The organism is Ilumatobacter sp. (assembly GCF_965215205.1).
Classification (GTDB): Bacteria; Actinomycetota; Acidimicrobiia; order Acidimicrobiales; family Ilumatobacteraceae; genus Ilumatobacter_A.
Map to the genome: position 1 here is coordinate 1,058,945 of NZ_OZ244049.1, position 21,606 is coordinate 1,080,550.

At 72.7% G+C, this 21,606-nt stretch carries 20 protein-coding genes; 11 read left to right on the forward strand and 9 right to left on the reverse strand.

Going from position 1 to position 21,606, the window contains the following annotated elements; translation table 11 throughout:
- The first annotated feature begins 45 nt into the window (after positions 1 to 45).
- The 3 genes from ACOOHC_RS05040 (at position 46) to ACOOHC_RS05050 (ending at position 2,438) form a co-directional block, all read left to right on the forward strand.
- Positions 46 to 351 (forward strand): antitoxin, encoded by a 306-nt coding sequence (locus tag ACOOHC_RS05040; RefSeq protein WP_420452922.1) that lies wholly within the window; start codon positions 46 to 48, stop codon positions 349 to 351.
- A 59-nt stretch (positions 352 to 410) separates the two neighbouring features.
- Entirely contained in the window at positions 411 to 536 is a 126-nt protein-coding gene (locus ACOOHC_RS05045) for a hypothetical protein (RefSeq protein WP_420452923.1), read from the forward strand.
- A 111-nt stretch (positions 537 to 647) separates the two neighbouring features.
- The gene (locus ACOOHC_RS05050) at positions 648 to 2,438 is read left to right on the forward strand and encodes an acyl-CoA dehydrogenase (RefSeq protein WP_420452924.1); all 1,791 of its coding nucleotides are present in this window, start codon (positions 648 to 650) and stop codon (positions 2,436 to 2,438) included.
- A 64-nt stretch (positions 2,439 to 2,502) separates the two neighbouring features.
- Here ACOOHC_RS05050 and ACOOHC_RS05055 read toward each other — a convergent pair whose 3' ends face one another.
- The 4 genes from ACOOHC_RS05055 to ACOOHC_RS05070 form a co-directional block, all read right to left on the reverse strand.
- Positions 2,503 to 2,871, reverse strand: coding sequence for a hypothetical protein (locus ACOOHC_RS05055; RefSeq protein WP_420452925.1), 369 nt, complete (start codon positions 2,869 to 2,871; stop codon positions 2,503 to 2,505).
- Between the two features lie 91 nt (positions 2,872 to 2,962).
- Entirely contained in the window at positions 2,963 to 4,264 is a 1,302-nt protein-coding gene (locus ACOOHC_RS05060; RefSeq protein WP_420452926.1) for an MFS transporter, read from the reverse strand.
- Positions 4,265 to 4,315: 51 nt separating this feature from the next.
- Positions 4,316 to 5,101 carry an SDR family NAD(P)-dependent oxidoreductase gene (locus ACOOHC_RS05065; protein ID WP_420452927.1) on the reverse strand — a complete coding sequence of 262 codons (786 nt, stop codon included), beginning with the start codon at positions 5,099 to 5,101 and terminating at the stop codon, positions 4,316 to 4,318.
- Positions 5,102 to 5,210: 109 nt separating this feature from the next.
- The gene (locus tag ACOOHC_RS05070; protein ID WP_420452928.1) at positions 5,211 to 7,319 is read right to left on the reverse strand and encodes a RecQ family ATP-dependent DNA helicase; all 2,109 of its coding nucleotides are present in this window, start codon (positions 7,317 to 7,319) and stop codon (positions 5,211 to 5,213) included.
- A gap of 147 nt (positions 7,320 to 7,466) precedes the next feature.
- Here ACOOHC_RS05070 and ACOOHC_RS05075 point away from each other — a divergent pair, with 147 nt between their 5' ends.
- The gene (locus ACOOHC_RS05075) at positions 7,467 to 8,828 is read left to right on the forward strand and encodes a hypothetical protein (RefSeq protein WP_420452929.1); all 1,362 of its coding nucleotides are present in this window, start codon (positions 7,467 to 7,469) and stop codon (positions 8,826 to 8,828) included.
- Between the two features lie 45 nt (positions 8,829 to 8,873).
- Here ACOOHC_RS05075 and ACOOHC_RS05080 read toward each other — a convergent pair whose 3' ends face one another.
- Entirely contained in the window at positions 8,874 to 11,642 is a 2,769-nt protein-coding gene (locus ACOOHC_RS05080) for a DEAD/DEAH box helicase (RefSeq protein ID WP_420452930.1), read from the reverse strand.
- Between the two features lie 108 nt (positions 11,643 to 11,750).
- Here ACOOHC_RS05080 and ACOOHC_RS05085 point away from each other — a divergent pair, with 108 nt between their 5' ends.
- Entirely contained in the window at positions 11,751 to 12,296 is a 546-nt protein-coding gene (locus ACOOHC_RS05085; protein WP_420452931.1) for a VOC family protein, read from the forward strand.
- A gap of 90 nt (positions 12,297 to 12,386) precedes the next feature.
- Positions 12,387 to 13,022, forward strand: a complete 636-nt coding sequence (locus ACOOHC_RS05090; RefSeq protein ID WP_420452932.1) for a hypothetical protein — start codon at positions 12,387 to 12,389, stop codon at positions 13,020 to 13,022.
- Between the two features lies 1 nt (position 13,023).
- Here ACOOHC_RS05090 and ACOOHC_RS05095 read toward each other — a convergent pair whose 3' ends face one another.
- The 3 genes from ACOOHC_RS05095 to ACOOHC_RS05105 all read right to left on the reverse strand — a co-directional run bounded on the left by ACOOHC_RS05095 (position 13,024) and on the right by ACOOHC_RS05105 (position 16,455).
- Entirely contained in the window at positions 13,024 to 14,706 is a 1,683-nt protein-coding gene (locus ACOOHC_RS05095; RefSeq protein WP_420452933.1) for a hypothetical protein, read from the reverse strand.
- 62 nt (positions 14,707 to 14,768) lie between these two features.
- Positions 14,769 to 15,650 carry a DNA-formamidopyrimidine glycosylase family protein gene (locus ACOOHC_RS05100; protein WP_420452934.1) on the reverse strand — a complete coding sequence of 294 codons (882 nt, stop codon included), beginning with the start codon at positions 15,648 to 15,650 and terminating at the stop codon, positions 14,769 to 14,771.
- Entirely contained in the window at positions 15,637 to 16,455 is an 819-nt protein-coding gene (locus ACOOHC_RS05105; protein WP_420452935.1) for an arylamine N-acetyltransferase family protein, read from the reverse strand. Before ACOOHC_RS05105 ends, ACOOHC_RS05100 begins: the two co-directional genes overlap by 14 nt.
- Before the next feature lie 100 nt (positions 16,456 to 16,555).
- Here ACOOHC_RS05105 and ACOOHC_RS05110 point away from each other — a divergent pair, with 100 nt between their 5' ends.
- The 5 genes from ACOOHC_RS05110 (at position 16,556) to ACOOHC_RS05130 (ending at position 20,203) form a co-directional block, all read left to right on the forward strand.
- The gene (locus ACOOHC_RS05110) at positions 16,556 to 17,407 is read left to right on the forward strand and encodes an LLM class flavin-dependent oxidoreductase (RefSeq protein WP_420452936.1); all 852 of its coding nucleotides are present in this window, start codon (positions 16,556 to 16,558) and stop codon (positions 17,405 to 17,407) included.
- Positions 17,408 to 17,471: 64 nt separating this feature from the next.
- Positions 17,472 to 18,173 carry a hypothetical protein gene (locus tag ACOOHC_RS05115; RefSeq protein WP_420452937.1) on the forward strand — a complete coding sequence of 234 codons (702 nt, stop codon included), beginning with the start codon at positions 17,472 to 17,474 and terminating at the stop codon, positions 18,171 to 18,173.
- A gap of 5 nt (positions 18,174 to 18,178) precedes the next feature.
- Positions 18,179 to 18,664: a DUF2231 domain-containing protein gene (locus tag ACOOHC_RS05120; RefSeq protein WP_420452938.1), complete on the forward strand. Its 486-nt coding sequence runs from the start codon at positions 18,179 to 18,181 to the stop codon at positions 18,662 to 18,664.
- Positions 18,665 to 18,893: 229 nt separating this feature from the next.
- On the forward strand, positions 18,894 to 19,070 hold the full coding sequence (locus ACOOHC_RS05125; protein ID WP_420451729.1) for a DUF1059 domain-containing protein: 177 nt from the start codon (positions 18,894 to 18,896) through the stop codon (positions 19,068 to 19,070).
- The gene (locus tag ACOOHC_RS05130; protein WP_420452939.1) at positions 19,067 to 20,203 is read left to right on the forward strand and encodes an EAL domain-containing protein; all 1,137 of its coding nucleotides are present in this window, start codon (positions 19,067 to 19,069) and stop codon (positions 20,201 to 20,203) included. The genes ACOOHC_RS05125 and ACOOHC_RS05130 overlap by 4 nt, the downstream gene beginning before the upstream one ends.
- 202 nt (positions 20,204 to 20,405) lie before the next feature.
- On the opposite strand, the gene ACOOHC_RS05135 is transcribed toward ACOOHC_RS05130, so the two are convergent.
- The gene (locus ACOOHC_RS05135) at positions 20,406 to 21,476 is read right to left on the reverse strand and encodes a L,D-transpeptidase family protein (RefSeq protein WP_420453858.1); all 1,071 of its coding nucleotides are present in this window, start codon (positions 21,474 to 21,476) and stop codon (positions 20,406 to 20,408) included.
- Between the last annotated feature and the right edge of the window lie 130 nt (positions 21,477 to 21,606).

Sequence of the window (21,606 nt, forward strand, 5' to 3'; positions counted from 1 at the left end):
ACGTCTTCGTCGTCCGCACACGACGAACGCACTCAGGAGGAACACATGGGACTGCTCGACAAGGCCAAGGATCTGGTCGGCAAGAACAAGGACAAGGTGGCATCGGGCGTCGACACGGCGACCGACACCGTCGATCGCAAGACGGGGGGCAAGCACACCGAGCACCTCGACAAGGTCGACCGTGCCGCGGCGGACTACGCCGGTGAGCCCTCGACCGGGGTCGGTGACGGAGCGGGGACGACCGCCGGCGGCGGCGCATCGACCGACCCGGCCCGACCCGGGACCGGGACGACGGACTCCGCGACCCGGCCCGCCGGCTCGTCCGACGATCGCACGCCTCCTCGACCGTGAGCGCTCCCGAACCGTCCGATCGGACCGCGGAGCCCGCAGGCGAACCGGTCGGTCGCGAAGTGGAGGAGATCGTCGAGGACGTCCTGTCGGAGGTGAGCCCCTCCGAGGGTCACGGTGACACCACCGAACCCGTCGACCGCTCCGGAGCGGACGCGCTCGGCGACGAGGACGGCTTCACGGGCTGAGCGGCCCGTGCGACGGACCCTTCGATCACCCCGACGGCCCGCCCACCACTCGGTGGGCGGGCCGTCGTGCGCCCGGGGGCGGGAGCGCGGCATCGGTAGGATCCACGGGCGATGAGCTCATACACCCCGCCGGTCGACGCCGTCCGCTTCGTGCTGCGCCACGTCGTCGACCTCGAGGCGATCGTCGAGACCGAGCGCTACTCGCACGTCGACGTCGAGAGCATCGATGCGGTGACGGCCGAGGTCGCCCGGCTGATCGCCACCGAGATCGCTCCCACCAACGTGGACGGCGACCGGATCGGCGCGCGCTGGCACGACGACGGCTCGGTGACGACCCCCGACAGCTTCCACCGGGCGTACGAGACGTGGGTCGCCTCGGGCTTCGGCGCGATGCCGTTCGATCCCGAGTACGGCGGCGCCGACTTCCCGTGGATCACCGCGATCGTGGTGCAGGAGTTCTTCACCAGCGCCAACCTCGCCCTCTCGCTGTGCCCCCTGCTGACCCAGGGAGCGATCGACGCGATCTCGGCCCACGGGTCGACGGCCCAGAAGGACCGCTACCTCGCGAAGATGCTGACCGGTGAGTGGACCGGCACGATGAACCTCACCGAGCCGCAGGCCGGCTCCGACGTCGGGGCGGTGTCGACGCGAGCGGTGCCGGTCGACGCCGACGACCCCGACGGGCCCTACCGGATCACCGGCCAGAAGATCTACATCACCTTCGGTGAGCACGACCTCGCGGAGCAGATCGTCCACCTGGTGCTCGCACGCACCCCGGGTTCGCCCCCGGGGACCAAGGGCATCTCGATGTTCCTCGTCCCCAAGCGCCTGCCGGGTGACGGTGACGAGCTCGGGGAGCGCAACTCGGTCGAGTGCGTCTCGATCGAGCACAAGCTCGGCATCCACGGGTCGCCGACGTGCGTGATGTCGTTCGAGGGCGCGACGGGGTGGCTGGTCGGCGGTGAGCACGAGGGGATGCGGAACATGTTCACCATGATGAACAACGCCCGCCTCTCCGTCGGCCTCGAGGGGCTGTGCGTCGCCGAGCGCGCCTACCAGCAGGCGCTCGGGTACGCCCGGGAGCGCCTGCAGGGTCGATCCGTCGGGGCCGAGCCCGGCGCGTCGAGCCCGATCATCGAGCACCCCGACGTCCGTCGGATGTTGATGACCCAGCGCTCGTGGATCGACGCGATGCGCGCCCTGGTGTACACCAACGCCGCCGCCCTCGACCGATCGGAGGCGGCCGCCGATGTAGACGAGCGCACCCGGTGGCGCGAGCGCGCCGACCTGCTCATCCCGCTGTCGAAGGCGCTGTGCACCGATGTCGGGACCGAGATGACCTCGCTCGCCGTGCAGGTCCACGGGGGGATGGGCTACGTCGAGGAGACCGGAGTCGCCCAGCACTACCGCGACGTGCGCATCGGCCCGATCTACGAGGGGACGAACGGCATCCAGGCGGCCGATCTGGTGAGCCGCAAGCTCGCCGTGCGCGACGGGGGAGTTGTCGAGGACCTGCTCGGCGAGCTCGAGGCGAAGCTGAAGCAGCTCGCCGACATCGACGGGCTGACGACGTTCGCCGACCGCCTGGCCGATGCGATCGGCTCGGCACGCGCCGCGACCGCGCACCTGCTGTCGATCCAGGCCGACGACAAGCGGTCCCTGCTGGCGGCGTCGACGCCGTACCTGCGACTGCTCGGCACGACCGTGTGCGCCGGGCTGCTCGCCACCTCCGCCATCGAGGCGTCCAACGGCGCCGACTTCGACGACGGCTTCCTCGCGACGCGCGTCGCCAGCGCACGCTTCTTCGGTGAGCAGATCCTCCCGCAGTCGTGCGGGTTGCTCGCGGCGACCACCTCGACGAGCGAGGTCCTGTACGCGCTCGACGCCGACCAGCTCGGCTGAGCCGCACCGTCCGGGGCGGGGACCGACCCCGTCGGCCACGACGATCGCGCCGGCGGATCGCCGTTCAGTTCGACGCGGCGAGCGGGTCGGGCGGTTCGTTCGTCTCGTCGAGGTCCGAGGTGAAGTCGGCGTCCTGCTCGGACGCCTCGGGTCCGTAGCCGGCCGCCAGCGATCCCTTCGCTCCGCACGCAGGGCACTCGATCCCGAACACGGCCTGCATGTCGGAGGGGTCCGACGCCCCCTCGATCCGGTGCCGGGCCGAGACGGTGAGCTCGGAGGCCGCGGTGAGCTCGCCGCACTCCCCGCACTTCATCCGCGCGCCCTCCTGGACGAGGTGGTTCGCCGTCCACCCGTCCTCGCCGAAGGTGTCGAGCACCGAGACCAGCGAGGAGTCGTCGGGGGCGTTGTCGGTTTCCGGTACGTCGGCGGCCATGGGACCGATGGTGCCCGATCGGCGCCCGGTCCACGCATCCGGGCGTGCGATCGCGGCGCGCCGAGGCGGCCGGGCGCGACGCGCCGAGGGATCAGGGAGCCGTCGGCGGGACCGGGTCGACGGGCGGCCGGAGCTCCTCGAAGGTGTCGATCCGTCGCAGCGAGGGGAAGACGAGCGCGAACCCGGCCGCGATCGCGACGGTCACCAGGCCACCCCCGGCGATCGCCCACGGCAACCCGAGCGCCCGTGCCGCCACCCCGCTCTCGAACGCGCCGAGCTCGTTCGACGCGCCGATGAACACGCCCTCGACCGCGTTGACCCGGCCGAGCTGATCGTCGGGGGTGACCAGCGGGACGATGGACCCGCGGATGTACATCGAGATCATGTCGGCCGCCGAGACCACGACCAGGGCGACGAACGCCAGGGCGTAGCTGCGCGTGAGCCCGAACACGACGGTGCCGGCGCCGAACACGGCGACCACCACCAGCAGGGTCGGCCCGACCCGACGCCGCACCGGGCGCAGCGCGAGCCACACGGCCATCGACGCCGCCCCGATCCCGGGGGCCGCGCGCAGCCACCCGTACGCGATGTCACCGACGCCGAGCCGCTCGCTCGCGACGGCGGGGATCAGCGCGACGGCCCCGCCGAACAGCACGGCGAACAGGTCGAGCGAGATCACCGCGAGCACCACGGGGGTGCGCCGGACGAAGCGGAGCCCACCGACGGCGCTCGACCAGGTCGGCCGCTGGGTCATCCGCCCCGGGTCGTGGTGGTACGCGATCGCGAGGACGGGGAGGATGGCCCCGAACTGGAGCGCGGCGGCCACGAGGTACGCCCACGACGGCCCGAGGCTGTACAGGAAGCCCCCCACGACCGGGCCGACGATCGACGCCCCGGTGAACGTCGCGGTCCACAGCGCGACGGTGCGCGGGAACACCTCGGGGGCGACGAGCAGCGGCGCGATCGAGCGACGCGACGGGGCGATCATCGCGTCCGCCGTCCCGAGCACGAACGCGATCGCGAACAGCTGCCACACGGGTCCCGACCCGTTCACGCTGTAGACGACGAGGGCGATCGCGCAGGCACCGCGCCCGGCGAGGAACAGCCCGGTCACCCGGCGGCGGTCGAAGCGGTCCGCGATCCAGCCGCTGACGAGCACGAGGAGCAGGGCGGGGACGAACTGGGCGAGGCCGATGAAGCCGATGTCGAGCTCGTCTCCCGTGATGTCGAAGACCTGCTTGAACAGGACGGTGACGAGGACGTTCTGGCCGATCGCGGCCAGCGCGGTCGACGCGAGGTAGCGCCGCACGGCCGGGTACCCCAGGACCTCCGCCGAGGTGACCTCGGCGTCGCCGGATGAGCCGCCGTCGGGGTCGACCCGCGGCTCGGTCACGAGGGCGCCGCCGTCATGGGCGGCAGCGTAGGGGCGGCGGGCGGCCGCGGGTCAGGTGCGCAGGTAGCCGCCGTCGACGACGATCGACGCGCCGTTGACGTAGCGCGCGAGGTCCGACGCGAGGAACACCGCGACCCCCGCGATGTCGGTCGGGTGGCCGAGGCGTCCGAGGGGGACCATCCCCGAGTACATCTCCGCGGCGTCGCCACGGGCGAGCGGGACGTCGTCGACCGTCATCGAGGTCTCGACGACGCCGGGGTGGATGGCGTTCACCCGGATCCCTATCGGGCCGAGCTCGGCGGCGAGGCCCTTGGTGAGCAGCCGCACCGCTCCCTTCGTGGTGTTGTAGACGCTGAACCCGGCGGCTCCCTGCATCCCGGCGACCGACGACATGTTGATGATCGATCCGCCCCGGCCGACCATGCGGCGCGCGGCGGCCTGCGCGGCGAAGAAGACCCCCTTGACGTTGACGTCCATCAGCTGGTCGTAGTCCTCGACGGTGGTCTCGAGGAACGGGGTGCCGCGGAACAGCCCCGCGTTGTTGACGCACACGTCGACGCCGCCGAACCCGTCTGCTGCGTCCATCACGGCCTCGGCTCCGTCGAGATCGGTCACGTCCCAGCGGACGAATGCCGCCTCCGTGCCGAAGCGATCGGCGATCTCGTCCGCCGTCGGCTGCCCGCCGTCGCGCGGGGACTCCTCGACGTCGCTGACCACCACCGACGCGCCGTGCTGCGCGCAGGCGAGGGCGATGCGGCGCCCGATCCCCGACGACGCTCCGGTGATCACGGCCGTCCTGCCGCTCAGATCGCAGCTCGGCTCCGTCGGTTCGCTCATCGGTTCCTCCCGGTCGGTGTCGGAGCGCGCCACCGTACCCGCCCGTCGGTGGCGGGGACGGGGCGACCGGCCGTCCGGTCCGGGGTGCGGCGCACCGGGGGTCGGCCCGTCACGAGCGCACGGGGGTGGTCGCGAGCGCGAGCGGGAGAACCGGCCCGCTGCCGGCGCGCCGCAGGACGCGCCCGACCTCGGTGAGCGTCCAGCCCGAGTCGATCAGGTCGTCGACGACGAGCACGGCGCCGGGATCGACGTCGTCGACGACCGAGAACGCTCCCTCGACGTTCGAGCGCTGGTGGGCGCTGTTGGACATCTCCTCCTGGGGCGGTCGTTCGTCGCTCCGCTCGACAGCGGCGTGGTAGGGCACGCCGAGCTCGGCGGCCAGACGCTCGGCGAGGCCACCGACGAGGTCGCCCGTGCGGGTGGAGGGGACAGCGGTGACCCACGCGACGCCGGAGTCGGGTGCCCACGACCCGACCAGCGCGGCGAGCGCCCCGACGAGGTCGTCGTCGAAGCGGCGATCGCGGTACTTGCCGCGCTCGATCGCACGGCCCCACCCGTCGTCGCCCCACACGGCGAGGGCCTGGCCGACCTCGCTGCGCTCGTCGGCCGGGATCCCCTGCTTCTTCGGGGCGAGGACGATCGGCCGGTTCCGCAGGAAGTCCCCGGCGCGCTCCAGCGCTCCCGGATCGTGCTCGAAGGGCGCGAACACCCCGGCGCCCACGAGGGCGTCGTCCGCTCCCGCGACCACCCGCTCGGTGCGCAGGCAGTTGTCGCAGATGCCGCACGGCTCGTCGGCCGGGTCGTCGAGGAGGGACGTGAGGAACTGCATCCGGCAGCCCGACGTCTCGGCGTAGTCGATCATCAGCTGCTGCTCGAGGCGCCGCGCCTCGGTGACCCCGGCGACGCGCTCGGTCGGGTAGACCCAGGCCCCGCCGGTGCGCTCGTAGGACTGGCCCCGGGTGCGTCGGACCGCTCCCTCGACGTCGAGCTGCTTGAGGATCGACTCGATGTCGCCCCACGCGATGTTGACCTCGGCGGCGACGTCGCGCAGCCCGATCGGGCCCCCCGCCGCATCGAGCACGGCGAGCACCTCGTCGACCCGCTCGGGGCGGGGGAAGGCACGGTCGATGAAGTGGTCCTGGATGCGCAGGTCCTCCTGGCCGACGAGGAGGACCGCGGCGCTCGTGTCGAGCGCCCTCCCGGCTCGGCCGACCTGCTGGTAGTACGCGATCGGGGACCCGGGCATCTGGAAGTGGATCACGAACCCGAGGTCGGGCTTGTCGTAGCCCATCCCGAGCGCGCTGGTGGCGACCAGCGCCTTGACGTCGTTGGTCTGCAGACGCCGCTCGAGCTCCTCGCGCTCGGCGGGGTCGGTCGCCCCCGAGTAGGCGGCGACCTCGTGTCCGCGCGAGCGCAGCCAGTCGGCGACCGCGACGGTGTCGCGGATCGTCAGGCAGTAGACGATCCCCGAGCCCTCGATGTCGCCCAGGCGCTCCGCGAGCCACACGAGTCGCTCCGGCTGCGCGGGCAGGTGGATCACGCCGAGGCCGAGACCGGAGCGACCCAGCGCGCCGCGGAACGTCGTCAGCTCCGCGCCGAGCTGCTCGGCGACGTCGTCGACCACGCGGGTGTTCGCCGTCGCGGTGCACCCGAGGATCGCGACGTCGCCACCGGCGAACTCGTCGAGCATCCGACCGATGCGCCGGTAGTCGGGTCGGAAGTCGTGGCCCCAGTCGGAGATGCAGTGCACCTCGTCGATGACCATCATCCCCGGCCGTTCCTCCAGCAGCGGCATCACCTTGGCGGCGAACTCGGGGTTCGCCAGGCGCTCGGGGGAGACGAGCACGAGGTCGAGCGAGTCGGCGGACAGCGCGTCGGACAGCTCGTCGACGGTGGTCACCGACGACGAGTTGACCGTCATGCACCGCAGGCCCAGGCGCGTCGCGGCCTCGATCTGGTTGCGCATCAGCGCGAGCAGCGGCGAGATGAGCAGGGTCGGCCCGGTCCCGCCCCGACGCAGCAGGTGGGTCGCGAGGAAGTACACCGCGCTCTTGCCCCACCCGGTTCGCTGCACGACGAGCACCCGCTGGCCGGCGACCAGGGCTTCGACGGCGTCGCGCTGGCCCGGTCGGAACGCGGCGCCCTCGCGCCTGGTCAGCGCGCGCAGCGCGTCGAGGAGCGGGTCGTCCGTGGTGGGCGGGGTGTCGGGCGGGGACATCGCGTCGAGTATGGTGCGGGGGTGCCGCGGGCCTGACCGGACCGGCGCAGCGTGACGCGGTCGCGCGCCTCGAGCTGCTCGCCGGAGGCGTCGGTCACGCCGATGCGGGCGGGTTCGGTGCCCTCAACGTTCGGGTACGGCTGCGCCGTGAGCGACACCTCGACCGAGCCGTCCGATCGAACGCCCGATCGCGCCGACGCCCTGGTGATGTTCGGCCTGACCGGCGATCTCGGGGAGAAGAAGCTGTTCCCGGCGCTCTACGACCTGACCGCCGCCGGGCGCCTCGGCGTCCCGGTGATCGGTGTCGGCCGCTCCGAGCACACCGACTCCGATCTGCGCGACATGCTCGACAGCTCCCTCGACGGCTACTCTCCCGCCGACGGCTCCGACCTCGATCCCGACGTGGTCTCCTCGATCGATCTGTCGTACCTGTCGGGCGACTCGACCGAGCCCTCGACCTACGACGAGCTCGCGGAGCGCCTGGGAGACGTCCGCCTCCCCGTCGTGTACGCGGCGCTCCCGCCGGGGATCTTCGGCGACGTCGCTCGAGGCATCGACGCGAGCTCGCTGCCGGACACCACCCGGCTGGTCGTCGAGAAGCCCTTCGGGTCCGACGCCACGTCGGCGCGCGAGCTCCACGACGAGATCACCGCGGAGCTCGACGGATCGCGCCTGTTCATCGTCGACCACTTCCTCGCCAAGAGCGCGATCGAGAACATGCTCGTGGTGCGCTCCTCGAACCCGCTGATCGAGAACAGCATGTGCGCGTCGTTCGTCGAGTCCATCGAGCTCGAGATGCGCGAATCCGGCGGCGTCGACGGCCGTGGTTCGTTCTACGAGTCGGTCGGGGCGATCGACGACGTGCTCCAGAACCACCTGCTGCAGATGCTCGCGGTGCTGATGATGGAGGCACCCGACGACCCCTCCGACGAGGCGTACCACCGCTCCCGGTCGGCGCTGCTCGCCTCGCTGTCGCCGTTCGACCCGGCGCGCACGGTCCTCGGTCAGTACGAGGGGTACCGCGAACTCGACGACGTCGACGACGACTCGGAGGTGGAGACGTTCGTGGCCACCACCACGACGGTCGACGACGACCGGTGGGGCGGGGTGCCGATCACGGTCCGCACGGGCAAGCGGCTCGACGACGACCTCACCCGGGCGACGATCACGTTGCGGACCGGCACGGCCCAGGGCGAACGGATCACGAACCGGATCCGCTTCGGGGTGAAGCCGGGCACCTCGGTCGAGTTCGACATCGGGGTGCTCGACCCCGACACCCACGACACGACCCCCGCCTCGATCGTCGCGTCCGGACCGGCCGACCACGGGGCGCTCGGCGACTACGCGATCATGCTGGACAACGCGATGAGCGGCGCGACCCGGCACTTCGCCCAGATCGACGACGTGGTCTCGGCGTGGAGGATCGTCGAGGAGATCAAGTCGGCCGACCTCGAGCGGCGCCCGTACGCGATCGGATCGTCCGGGCCCGACGGCGCCGCCGACCTCTGAGCACCGCGCCGGTCGATCCGTCGATCCGGCGGTGCGGTGCCGCGATCAGTCCGGGGGCGACGGACCGTCGTCGCCGTCCCCGATGATGTCGGCGAGGCGCAGCACGGCAGCGCCGCGCTCGATCGATGCCTCGACGTCGACGACGGCCTCGACGCGCCACTCGTTCGTCTCCTCGGGGTCGTGGAGGATCTGCGACGCCCGCATGGTCGAGGCGTCGAAGGCGAACCGCTCCGGGCTGCGCGCATCGGGTCCGAGGCCGATCTCGTCGTGGCGCTCCCAGTAGGGCGCCATCGCGGCGGCGACGTCCTCGATCGTCGCGAACCGCTCGGGGTCGACCGGGTCGGCGACGAGGGCCGAGTAGTCGCGCCGACGTGCGAGCCGGGTGGCCCACTCGAAGATCTGGTTCCGCACCATCACCCGGAAGGCGCGTGCGTCGTCGACGACCGACGGGGGCGGGGCGGGGCGGACCGGCGCGGCGTCGGTGCCGGGGTCGGGGCTCACGAGGCTCTCCCACTCGTCGATCAGGCTCGAGTCGACCTGGCGGACGAGGGCCCCGAGCCAGTGGGTGAGGTCGTCGATCTCCTCGGTGCGGAACTCCTCCGCGACGTTCTGGACGAGCCCCTTGTAGACGTCGGACAGGTAGCGCAGGACGACGCCCTCGGACCGCTTGAGCGAGTGGTGCGAGACGTACTCGCCGAAGGTCATCGAGCGCTCGTGGAGGTCGCGGGCGACCGACTTGGGTCGCACGGTGTCGCCGCCGACCCAGGGGTGGCGCGAGCGGAACTCGTTGAAGCTGGAGTAGATCCAGTCGCGGTTCGGCTTCGGGGCCTCGACCTGGGCGAGGCGCTCCATCCGCTCCTCGTACTCGACCCCGGCGGCCTTCATCTCGGCCATCAGCTCGTCCTTGGCCTCGGCGACCTGGGCGGCGATGACCACCCCGGGGTTCTCCTGCACCGCCTCGATCACGGTGAGCACGTCGAGGGCGTGGGCGACGTCGTTGCGCGGGGCGGGGGCGGGAGCGGCGACCGCGGCGTGCCGGTCGTCGTCCGCCGACGCAGCCTCGGGGCCGGCGGCGCCCGGATCGGTGACGGGGGCGTCGGCTCCGTCGCGGGTCGTCGCGTCGGCGTCGAGCGGTGCGATCGTGGGGGGAGCGGTCCCGTCCGCCGCCTCGGCGGCGTCGCGCTGCTCCTGGAGCTGCAGGATCGCCTCGAGCGCCCACAGCGAGAGCGGCTGGTGGAGGGCGAACTCGTCCTGCAGGTCGACGGTCACGCGCACGGTCCGGCCCAGCTCGTCGGGCTCGTCGAGGAACTCGAGGATGCCGGCGTCGACCAGCGAGCGGTAGATCGCGATCGCACGGCGGATGTGCCCGCGGCGGCGGGCTCGGGTCTCGTGGTTGTCCGTGAGCAGCCGCTTGAGCGCTCGGCACCCGTCGACGCGCTCACCGTCGGCGTCGAGCGCCACCGCCCGGTCCAGCACCGACATCACCATCTGGTGGTTGACGTGGAAGTGGGAGCGCAGCTCCTCGGGCCGCCCCTCGACGACCTTGTCGAAGACGTTGCGATCCCAGTGCGCGAAGTTGCGGTCGGGGGCCTTCTTCTTGACGACCTTCTTGCGGCCGCCGGCGTCGGCCTTCTCCTGCAGGCGGAGGTTCTCGACGACGTGCTCGGGGGCCTGCACCCACACGTCGCCGGAGTCGTCGAACCCCTTGCGCCCGGCCCGACCGGCGATCTGGGCGAACTCGCGGTTGGTGAGGACGCGCGTCGAGGTGCCGTCGTACTTGAAGAGCTGGGTGAACAGCACCGAGCGGATCGGCACGTTCACCCCGACGCCCAGGGTGTCGGTCCCGCAGATGATCTTCAGCAACCCGTCCTGCGCGAGCTTCTCGACGAGCAGCCGGTACTTCGGCAGCAGGCCGGCGTGGTGCACCCCCACGCCGGCCGACAGGAACCGCTTGAGGTCCTTGCCGATCGGCGAATCGAAGCGGAAGCCGCCGATCACCTCCTTGACCCGGGTCTTGTCCGCCTTGGTCAACGGGTCGAGCGCCAGGTACCCCTGGGCGGCATCGGTCGCGTCCTTCTGGGTGAAGTGGACCAGGTAGATCGGGGCGCGCCCGGCGGCGAGCAGCTCCTCGACGCTGTGGTGCAGCGTCGAGGTGCGGTACTCGAACCCCAGCGGGACCGGGCGCTGCGACGACCGCACGACCGAGGTCTCGCGACCGGTCCGCGCCGTGAGGTCGCGCTGGAGGAAGCCGACGTCGCCGAGGGTCGCCGACATCAGGACGAACTGGACGTGGGGGAGCTCGAGCAGGGGCACCTGCCAGGCCCAGCCCCGCTGGGGATCGCCGTAGTAGTGGAACTCGTCGACGATCGCCACGTCGATCTCGGCGCTCGGCCCGTGCCGGAGCGCCAGGTTCGCCAGGATCTCCTGGGTGCAGCACACGATCGGGGCGTCCGCGTTGACCGAGGCGTCGCCGGTGATCATCCCGACCCGCTCGGAGCCGAACTCGCGGCACAGGGCGAAGAACTTCTCGCTGACGAGCGCCTTGATCGGCGCGGTGTACCAGCTGCGCCGACCGGTGGCGAGCGCGGCGAAGTGCGCGGCGGTGGCGACGAGCGACTTGCCGGAGCCGGTGGGGGTGTTCACGATCACGTGGTTCCCGACGAGGAGCTCGAAGATCGCCTCCTCCTGCGCGGGGTACATCTCGAGACCGACCTCGGCGGTGTGCGCGCTGAACGCGTCGAAGACCGCGTCGTCGGACACCGTGCCGTCGGGTCCCGGGGTGGGGAGGTGGTCGACGAGGGCCGTCTCGGTCATCGTCGCAGACGGTACCGGGCGTCGTCGTCGGGCGCCGTGGGCTGGCGGCCGGCCCCGTCGACGCCGTCGGCTTCGGCATCGCGCCCCGGACGCTGCGAAGCTCGCGCGATGAGCGCGATCCAGTTCACGGGCATCAACCACCTCGCCCTGGTCAGCAGCGACATGGCCCGCACCGTCGCGTTCTACCGTGACGTGCTGGGGATGCCGCTGACCAAGACGATCGAGCTCCCCGGCGGCGGGCAGCACTTCTTCTTCGACTGCGGCAACGGGGACTCGCTCGCGTTCTTCTGGTTCCCCCACGCCCCGTCCGCCGTCCCGGGGGTGACGGCGCCGGCGAACCGCCCAGATCGCGGCGACATCGTCAGCGCGCACGGGTCGATGAACCACGTGGCGTTCGCCGTCGCACCCGGCGAGGTCGAGGGGTGCGTGGAGGCGCTGCGCTCGGCCGGCGTCGACTGCACCGAGGTGTGGAACCACGACGACAGCGAGTACGGGGTCGCGCGCGAGCAGCACGAGGGGGTCTTCGTGCGGTCGGTGTACTTCACCGATCCCGACGGGATCTCGCTGGAGATCGCGGCGTGGACGCGCCCGCTCGTCGCCGACGACGTGTCGCACCTCCCGCGCACGGCCGCCGACGCCATCGCCGCCGGCTGAGCCCGCCGTCGCACCCGGTTCCCGGCGGCGGGAGTTCACACGACTCGCGTGCACGGCCCCGCCCCATCGGACAAGGTGGTGGGGAGCGCCATGAGCCGTCCACGTCCTCCCGATCCGCCAGGCGACCCGGCGCGCTCGCGCGGTCCGACCGAGCCGGATCGCACGGCGGAGCCGCCCGACGGCCGGCGGCTGAAGCGGGAGCGCAACATCGAGTCCGTGCGCGCCGCGGTGATCGAGCTGCTCTCCGAGGGGGTGGAGCCGCGGGTGTCCGACATCGCTCGCCGCTCCGGCATGACCACCCGTTCGGTGTACCGCTACTTCGGCGACGCGGAGGGAGCGATCGCGAGCGCGGTCGAGTCCCGCCGGGACCGGGCGGTGGCCGCGTTCCGCAGCGAACCCAAGATCGGTCGTGACGCACCGCTCGACGAGCGACTGGCCCTGCTCGTGCTCCGCCGTCTGCGACTGGATCGGATCGTCGAGCCGATCGGGACCCGGATCGAGACGGGGACGTACGTCGAGTCCCTCGACGCCGAGGTGCGCGAGGCCTTCGCCGTCGAGATCGCGGAGCGGACCGACGGGCTGGCGGAGACGTTGTGCGGGCTCTTCCGGCTGCGGACGGTGCGCTCGATGCGCGACGCGTTCGGCGGTGACGACGTCGCGACCACCCGGGCCCTGTGCCGTCTCGTCACCGCGGTGATCGATCAGGGCGGCGGCGAGCGCCGCTGACTCACGCCCCGTCCGGGCGGACGGTCACCATCGCGAAGCACATCTCGTCGTCGGTGCCCTCCGACCACAGCACCCAGGCGGGTTCGAGGTCGGGGTCGCGCCGGGAGCGGTCCCAGGAGCACTCGAGGCGGACGGTGTCGCCGGCGCGGACCTCGATCGGCTCGGCCGGTTCGTAGACGAGCTGCCAGTCGAAGTCCCACTCGGGGATGTCGAGCAGCACGACCTCGTCGGGGGTATCGGGGTGCAGGGTCATGCGGAACGACGCGCCGAGCTCGTGCTCGTGGCCGAACAGCGCGACGATCTCCCCCGACGTGCGCACCGCCTGGTCGCAGCTCGACCGGGCGATGCCGTCCGCCGACAGGAGGTCCGGTGAGGCGTCGAACCCGCACACCGCGTTGATCGCGTTCGAGATCGCACCGGTCACCCCGTAGCGCCCGACCGCGGCCGCCAGCGCGGCGTCGCGCTCGCAGAGCGGTCCGGACTCGTCGGGCGCGCAGGGGATCTCGGCCGGGCCGACGAGCGTCTGGACGTCGAGCGCGGTGAGACGGTCCGCCCCCGGTTCGTCGTCGAGCACCACCTCGATCGCGAGCTCCGAGCGATCGGCGGGCGCCTCCACGTCGAAGTGGTAGTGGGTCTGCATGACGAAGAGGTCGCCGGGCTCGAGACGCAGCCCGGCGCCGTCGCCGAAGCGGGTCGCGTTCTGGCCGGGCGCCCAGCCGTAGACGAGCTCGGCCGTCGGCGACGGGGTGAACCCGAAGCACGTCCAGCCGCCCCCGGGGTCGGCGTCGTCGAGCTCTGCGATCGCGTCACGGTCCGCATCGCGCACGAGGAACCCGACGGCGTGATGGACGACGACCTCCTGGTCGGGGAGGAAGTCCATCGCGGTGAGGAAGCCACCGCGGTCGTCGGTGGGCAGTTCGTACACGAAGCAGCGGTACTCGTCGGGCTGACCGACCTCGCCGTCGTAGGAGCCGTCCGAGGCGATGACCTCGGTGGGGTCGTCGAGTCGCACCCCGGCGTCGGACGCGACGATCTCCCGGTCCTCGTCGACGTCGAGGGGGCTGCCGGCCTCGTCCCAGGCGACGAGGGTGCGGACCTGGGCGTCGGTCAGCGACCAGTCGTGGTCGAACTCGACGCTGTCGTCGGACGCCGGCCACGGCGGCATGAAGCCGGATCCCACGACGGTCGCGATCCCGGCGGAGCTCTTCGCCGCGATGCCGGCGGTGTCGAAGCGGACGTGCTGCGTGCCCGGCCCCGATCCGATGTGGCAGTTCGCGCAGGTCGAGGACAGGATCGGCTCGATGTCGTGCGCGTACGACGGCGCGTCGCCGCTCGCGTCCCCCGACCCGCTCGCCGCCGCCGCCGGGGGGTCGGTCGCCACGTCGGGATCGGTCGGCGGCGCCGCCGACCCCTCGGTCGCGAGGGCGGCCGTCGGCTCCGGGGGCGCGCCGTCGCCGGCGTCGTCCGCGGCGGTCGCGCACGCCGCCACGACGACCGCCGCCGTGAGGCACGCGAGCGGCCCGAGCGCTCGGCGAGCGAACCGCCTCCACCCGTCGCGGTGCCCGTCCGGCCCGTCGATCGGTGCTGGCGCGTCGCGCTCCGCGTTCGACCTGCGGCGCGACGTGCCGTGCCGCGCGTCGGAGCCCGGCGCGAGCGCATCGTCGGGGCGGGTGTCGGGGTCCATCGGTGGCGTCCTCGTCGAGGGAGGCGACCAGTCTGGCCCGGTCGGGCGCCGTTCGCCCGACGTCAGCCGGGATCGGGGGTCGCGACGTGGTCCATCGCCGGGTCCCGGCGCGCCGGGTGCAGCGCCAGCGCCCGCCGGATGCGTGCGGGATCGGCCCCGGTGGGGCCCTCGGCGGGTTGGCACGACGGGCACCAGGTGGTGACGCGGCCCCACGGCGTCTCGTCCTCGCCCGCGCCCGACAGCGTGGTCGAGCACCACGGGCACGGGCGCCGGGCCCGTCCGTAGATCCAGTGGTGGGAGGTCGTGAGCTGGCGCCCCGTCGTGTTCTGCGGTCCCCGCCGGGCGTTGGTGCGGATCAGCGCGGTCCCCGCGGCGACGAGCTGGTCGAGGCGCTCGATCTCGTCGATCCGGCGGAAGGGCGACACGCCGGCGATGAAGGCGACCTCGACCGCGTACAGGTTGCCGAACCCGGCGATCCGGCGCTGGTCGAGGATCGCGGTCCCGAGCGGCGCGGAGGGGTCGTGGCGGAGCGACTCGGTGAGAACGGAGACGTCCGGCGGGACCGGACCGCACAGGTCGGGCCCCAGGTGGCCGACGACGTCGCCTTCGTCGCGGGTCGCCACCGTGCCGAGGATCGGGACGTCGATCGCGGTCATCCAGCCCGATTCCATCCGCAGCTCGACGCGACGCTTCCACTCCGGCACCTGGGCGCGGCGACCGAGCTGCCACGTGCCGTGCATCCGCAGGTGCGAGTGCAGGGTCACCTCGTTGGAGAAGCGCAGCAGCAGGTTCTTGCCGATCGCGTCGGCCTCGAGCAGTCGTGCGCCCTCGAAGTCGGCGCCCACCATCCGCGGGTCGCGCATGGTGGAGCGGCGGCACGTCTCGCCCACGAAGCGGGCGGACACCCGGTCCGCGAGCCGGCGGATGGTGTCACCCTCGGGCATCGGCGACTCCCGGCGCTCGGCGCCAGCCGCCCGGAGGGGGAGTGATCCCGAACCACTCGGCGAGCGCGTCGTCCCAGTCCCGCGCCGCCACGTCCTCGACGATCTCGGTGGATCCCCGGCGCAGCTCCAGCCGGTCGCGGGTCAGCGTGACGCGGTCCGACGACGACGGGTCGAGCAGGCGGGTCGCGAACGGCTTCATCGACCAGTGCAGATCCGGATCGGTCTGGAGCCGCTCGGCGACCGGCGCGAACTGCGAGAAGCGGTGGGCGACGCGCTTGAACCGGTACCGGGCGGCGGGGACGTCGTCGACGATCTCGGTGAGCGTCGTCCCGTGCGTGCCGTCGATCAGCTGGAACCGCGCCGGACCCCCGTCCTGCGGGCTGCGATCGTTGAGGGCGAGAGGGATGTCGAACGAGTCGCCGAAGCCCACGTCGACCAGGTGGGGGACGAGGTCGCCCTCCCCGCCGGCGACCTCGAGCGCGAGGTGGTCGATGGTGGTCGAGGGCCCGTCGAGGAGGACCGCGGCCCCCAGCAGCACGACGTCGAACCCGAGCGCCTCGAGCAGCAGCGCGAAGGTCGAGTTCAGCGCGAAGCACCAGCCGCCGCGCCGGCCGCCGAGGATCCTCTCGAGCGCCAGATCGACGTCGTGGGGGACGCCGTCGCCAAGCGCGATGTCGAGGTTCTCGAACGGGACGGCGGCCATGTGCGCCCGTTGCAGCCGGGCGAGGCCCTCGCCGCCCGTCTCGATGTCGGTGCGCTCGAGCCCGATCCGGGCGAGGTGGGAGTCGACGGGATGTCCGGCCACGGCGCGAGCGTACGGCCGACGGACCCCCACGGGACCCACGGTGGCGTCGCCACCGGGGCGTCGGCCCGGGGGCACGGCCGGATGCGCGTAGGGTCGTCGGGTGCAGGTCGACGTGGCGCTCCACCCCTTCGGTGCCGACGTCGCATCGCTGGTGCGCACCGGCGTGGCGGCCGAGCGACGCGGTGCGGGAGCGGCGTGGGTACCCGACCACTTCTCCGCGCGGATGATCGATCGCGCGTGGTCGCGCGACCCCTTCGTGCTGCTCGGCGCGCTCGCGGCCAGCACCTCGAGGATCGGGCTCGGGACGTTGGTCGCGAACATGGTCAACCGCCACCCCGCCCAGCTCGCGTGCGCGGTGAACTCGGTCCAGTCGCTCGCTCCGGGTCGCGTCCTGCTCGGCGTCGGTTCGGGGGCGGGGCCCGGTTCGCGGTTCGCGCTCGAGCACGAGGCGATCGGCCGGACGCTCGAACCGACCGCACGGCGCCGGGCCGACCTCGTCGCCCACCTCGCTGCCCTGCGTGCGATCTGGGCGACGCCGGTGGGCGGAGCGACCCCTCGCCGGCACGACGCGTCGGAGGGGAGCGGCGACGCAGCCGGCCCCGAGGGCGCAGCCGACGACGTCGGCGCGAGCGCGGCGGGTGGGGTGGTGGACGGCGCGCCGATCCCCCCGTTGATCGTCGGGGCGTCGTCGTGGGGGACGATCGACGTCGCGCTCGCGCACGCCGACGGCGTCAACCTGCGCGACACCGACCGCCTCGGGCGCCAGCTGGAGCGCCTCGACGCGCAGCGCCGACCGGGGTTCGAGGTGAGCGTCCTCGTCGAGATCGACGACGTCGTCGCCGACCCGGCCCGGATCGATCGCCTCGCCGGCGCCGGCGTCGATCGCCTGATCGTCGGCGTCTCACCCCGCCACGACCCCACGGTGCTCGACCTCGTGGACTGGACGCGGTGAGGCCGCGCCGCCCGCCCGACGAGCGCGAGCGCAGTGCCCGCCTCGGCCGGTACGGTTCGTCTCCATGACGACCCCACGACGACTCGTCCCCGCGACCCTCGTCGGGCTGCTCGCGCTCGCTGCGTGCGGCGGCTCCGACGACGCCACCGACACGACGGTCGGCGTGACCGAGCCCGCGCCCTCCACCGAGGCGCCGGAGGACTTCACCGAGAGCACGTCCCCCGCGGACGGCACGGCGGCGGACGGCACGGCGGTGACGGCCACCGACACGGGGTCCGATGCCGACGACGACCAGGCAGCGTCGGGATCGACGGCGGAGGAGCCGCCCGCCACGAGCGGCGACGCCCCGGCGACCGATGACGAACCCGTCGCCACCCAGGCCACCGCCGACGGCGGTGCCCCGTCCGCGTCGGGATCCGAGGGGGCCAGCGCGTCCCTCGTCGAGTGGGCGATCGACGCCCCGAGCGAGTACACGGCGGGCGAGGTCACGTTCACCGCGACCAACGACGGCGAGTTCGTCCACGAGTTCGTGGTGATCGAGGGAGACGGCTACGAGGCGCTCCCGCAGGACGAGGGCGGCAAGATCATCGAGGACGAACTGCCGACCGGCGCCCTGCTGGGGCGCACCGATCGGCTCTCGGCAGGGTCCTCGGAGGACCTGACCGTCGACCTCGTCGCGGGGAGCTACGTCCTGCTGTGCAACCTCGGCTCCGGCGGCAACAGCCACGCCGGCCAGGGCCAGCGCCTGGACATCACGGTGTCCTGACCGTCGTGCTCGCGGGTCTGCTCGACTCCCTGTTCGGGATCCCGACGCACGCGTTCGCGATCCACGCTCCCGTGGTGCTCGTCCCCCTCGGGTCCGTGGTCGCCGTCGCGCTGGCGGTGCGCGCCGACTGGCGACACCGGGTCGGGTGGTGGCTGGCGCCGGGGGTCGCGGTGCTGGTCGGCCTGCTCTGGTTCGCGAAGGAGTCGGGGGAGGCGCTGCGGAGCTCGGGCAACGTCCTCGGCGACGTCGAGGAGCACACCGAGCTCGCCGAGGCGACGTTCGTGATGAGCCTGGTGTGGCTGGCCGCTGCGGTCGCGCTGGTGGTCGGGGACCGACGGCTGCGGTCGTCGTCGGGGGCCGGGGTGGCGACCGCCCCGCGCGACGCGCTGACCGTGACCCTCGCCGTGGTGTTCGCGCTGCTGGCGGCGGTCACCACCGTCTGGCTGGTCCGCACGGGCCACGCGGGCTCCCGGTCGCGCTGGGTCGGCTGAGGGGCGTCGGCGAGCTGCGCCACGGACGATCGCCGGCCACGATCGGCGATCCGGCGAGGGCGAGACCGGTCCCGCACCGGGCAGGGTCGGGCACGACCGGGTGCGATGTGCTGCGATGTGGCGGTCGGCATCGGATCGGAGCGCCTGCGATCTCTGCTCAAGTGGCGTCCGGACCACCCGATACCGACGAGCCGATGTCGATGAAGCGATCAGAAGGAGCCGGTGTCCGATGAAGAAGTTCGCCTGTGGGGACGTGGTGCCGGGGTGCGATGCGGTGTTCACGTGCTCGTCCGACGACGAGATCCTGCAGTCGGTCGCGGCTCACGCTGCTGCCGTCCACGGCATCTCCGAGGTGCCTCGGTCGCTCGTCGATCAGGTGATCGGGAACATCCAGACCGTCGCGTGACCTTGCCCGACGTGGTCGCCGACGTCGAGCTCGACTCCGGGGTCGACTGGGGTCGTCTGGTCGCGAGCGCGCTCCACGACGACGACCGCCTGACCTCGGTGTTCCAGCCGATCATCGACGTCGAGCGCGCCGCGGTGGTCGGCTACGAGGCGCTGACCCGATTCACGCACCCGGACACCCCCGACGTCGGTCCGGACCGCTGGTTCGCTCAAGCAGCCAGGTTGGGGGTCGGGGCGGAGCTGGAGGCCCGAGCCCTCGCTGCGTCGCTGGCGCACCGATCGTCGATGCCGCGGAACTGCTTCCTGACGGTGAACGTCGACCCCGGCTACCTCCTCGAGCCGTCGGTGCGTGGGGTCCTGGCGTCGCATCCGATGTCGCGGGGTCTGGTCATCGAGTTCACCGAGCACCGCTCGTCGGACTGGGAGCTCGTCGCCTCGTCGGTCCAGATGCTGCGGTCGTCGGGAGCCCTCATCGCCATCGACGACGCCGGATCCGGCTACTCCGGGCTGCAGCAGATCCTGCGCCTGCGCCCCTCGATCCTCAAGCTCGATCGATCGCTCGTCGAATCGATCGACCAGGACGAGGCGAAGGCCTCGCTGGTGGAGATGATGGGCGTGTTCGCCAGCAGGATCGACGCGTGGATCCTCGCCGAGGGCATCGAGACCCGAGCCGAAGCGCTCCGCATCGCCGATCTCGGCGTCCCCCTCGCCCAGGGCTTCTACTTCGCGCAGCCCGCGCCCCCCTGGGCGTCGATGGAGCCCACGGCGAGGTCGACCCTGAACGAGGCGCCGGCATCTGGTGAGACCCTGCACCGCCTCGTCGACGCCGCCGCACCGGTCCGTGCCGGCGACGAGATGACCGGCGACTGGCTCGACGCCGACGATCCGTGGCGAGCGACCATCGACACCGATCGTCGACCCCTCGGCATGGTCGACGCCGACGCGCTCATGACCCGATCCGTCGTCCCGGCGCTCGTCGTCAACGTCAGCTCCTCACCTTTCGACGTCGCGCAACGACTCAGCACCTTCGCCGGCGATCCGCACGTCCCGGTGATCGTCACCGACGACAACGGCCGCTACCTCGGCATCATCCGGCTCCGTCGACTCCTGAACCGGGTCGGTCGCGCCGACTGACGCGCTCCGAGCGGCCGCTCGGCCGGCCCCGTGGGGCGCACGGTCGTCCGGGAGGTCGTCGGCCCACCCGGCGGGTGCTCGGAGTCGGTCGGGGTCCGGGGTGGGGGCCGAGCCGCTCGGAGCGCGGCGTCGGGCCGGTCGGGTGCAGGGCTCCCGACTCGTCACCCATCGGTGTCCCCGTGCCCCGAGGTGCTCGCGCAGATCAGATGACGACGACGGAGGTACCGACGTCTGCGAAGCCCCACAGGAACGCGGCGTCGGTGTCGTGCTGGCGCTGGCACCCGCCGGACAGGCGCTCGCCGAGCTGGTCGGTCGTCTGGTACACCTCGCCGGTCGAGACCTTCGTCGGGATCCCGTGGAACCCGATGTTGCCCCGCTCGGTCTTCAACCAGCGGATCATGTACGGCAGGTAGGCCTTGCCGTTCCACGCCGTCGAGCGCTCCGAGCGGCTGTACACGGTGTGCGTCCCGGGGAGCTCGTTGGCGGTCGTGCTGCCCGACACCAGCCAGGAGCGGATGATCCGCTCGTCACCGTCGACGGCCCACACGCGCTGGCCGGCCTTCTCGTACACGACGCGGTAGCCGGACCCGGAGCCCTCCGGCAACGGGGGAGCGTCGTCGCCGGCCGAGGCGACCGGTGACAGCTCGACCCCCCACAGATCGGTGGCGCCGGGCGCCGGCCGAGGGGTGCGGGTCACGAGCGAGTCCTCGTCGGGCCACACGTCGAGCACGACGGCGCTCTCGCGACCGACGACCCCGTCGACGAAGAGGTGCTCGCGCTCCTGGAACTCGACGACCGCCTCGTGGATGGCCCGGTCGAAGTCGCCGTCGGCGGGTCCGTCGTAGACCCCGGCGACGGTCAGGGCGCGCTGCAGGCACGCGACCCCGTCGCCGGACGACCCCTGCCGGACGGAGTCGGCACCGATCACGCACCCGCCGTCCGCGCGGGAGGCGTCGTCGTCGCTCTCGGCGTCGGCGTCGGCGTCGGCGTCGATGTCGCCGTCGGCGGGCTCGGGGTCGAGGTCGGCGTCGACGAAGTCGACGAACGCCGAGTCGGCCGGGCCCTCGTCGGCCGCAACCACCGTGCCCTCGGTGCCGGCGAGCACCGACGGTTCGTCGGCCGTCGCGACGGCGGCGATCGTGGCGATGCCGAGGATCCCGGCCGTCGCGACGGCGAGTCCGAGCTCCCGACGACGCTGCTCGGGGGGCTTGGCGGAGCCCGATGCGCCCGCGACGAGCTCGTCGTGGTCGTGATCCAGGCCGTGTGCGCGCACGGGCCCGATGCTAGCGACGCAGAGCCGGCCACGGCGCGCATCCGTGGCCGCCCGCTGGGTGGCCGACGACGCGCGCCGAGTCGTGCATCGGGGTCGTCTCCCGCCGGCCCGAGGTGCGCCCTCCTCAGGA

Excerpts from the sequence above, each read along its gene's own strand:
- ACOOHC_RS05040 (WP_420452922.1), top strand. The coding sequence starts at position 46 with ATGGGACTGCTCGACAAGGCCAAGGATCTGGTCGGCAAGAACAAGGAC.
- ACOOHC_RS05050 (WP_420452924.1), top strand. The coding sequence starts at position 648 with ATGAGCTCATACACCCCGCCGGTCGACGCCGTCCGCTTCGTGCTGCGC.
- ACOOHC_RS05055 (WP_420452925.1), bottom strand. The coding sequence starts at position 2,871 with ATGGCCGCCGACGTACCGGAAACCGACAACGCCCCCGACGACTCCTCG.
- ACOOHC_RS05065 (WP_420452927.1), bottom strand. The coding sequence starts at position 5,101 with ATGAGCGAACCGACGGAGCCGAGCTGCGATCTGAGCGGCAGGACGGCC.
- ACOOHC_RS05070 (WP_420452928.1), bottom strand. The coding sequence starts at position 7,319 with ATGTCCCCGCCCGACACCCCGCCCACCACGGACGACCCGCTCCTCGAC.
- ACOOHC_RS05080 (WP_420452930.1), bottom strand. The coding sequence starts at position 11,642 with ATGACCGAGACGGCCCTCGTCGACCACCTCCCCACCCCGGGACCCGAC.
- ACOOHC_RS05085 (WP_420452931.1), top strand. The coding sequence starts at position 11,751 with ATGAGCGCGATCCAGTTCACGGGCATCAACCACCTCGCCCTGGTCAGC.
- ACOOHC_RS05090 (WP_420452932.1), top strand. The coding sequence starts at position 12,387 with ATGAGCCGTCCACGTCCTCCCGATCCGCCAGGCGACCCGGCGCGCTCG.
- ACOOHC_RS05095 (WP_420452933.1), bottom strand. The coding sequence starts at position 14,706 with ATGGACCCCGACACCCGCCCCGACGATGCGCTCGCGCCGGGCTCCGAC.
- ACOOHC_RS05100 (WP_420452934.1), bottom strand. The coding sequence starts at position 15,650 with ATGCCCGAGGGTGACACCATCCGCCGGCTCGCGGACCGGGTGTCCGCC.
- ACOOHC_RS05115 (WP_420452937.1), top strand. The coding sequence starts at position 17,472 with ATGACGACCCCACGACGACTCGTCCCCGCGACCCTCGTCGGGCTGCTC.
- ACOOHC_RS05125 (WP_420451729.1), top strand. The coding sequence starts at position 18,894 with ATGAAGAAGTTCGCCTGTGGGGACGTGGTGCCGGGGTGCGATGCGGTG.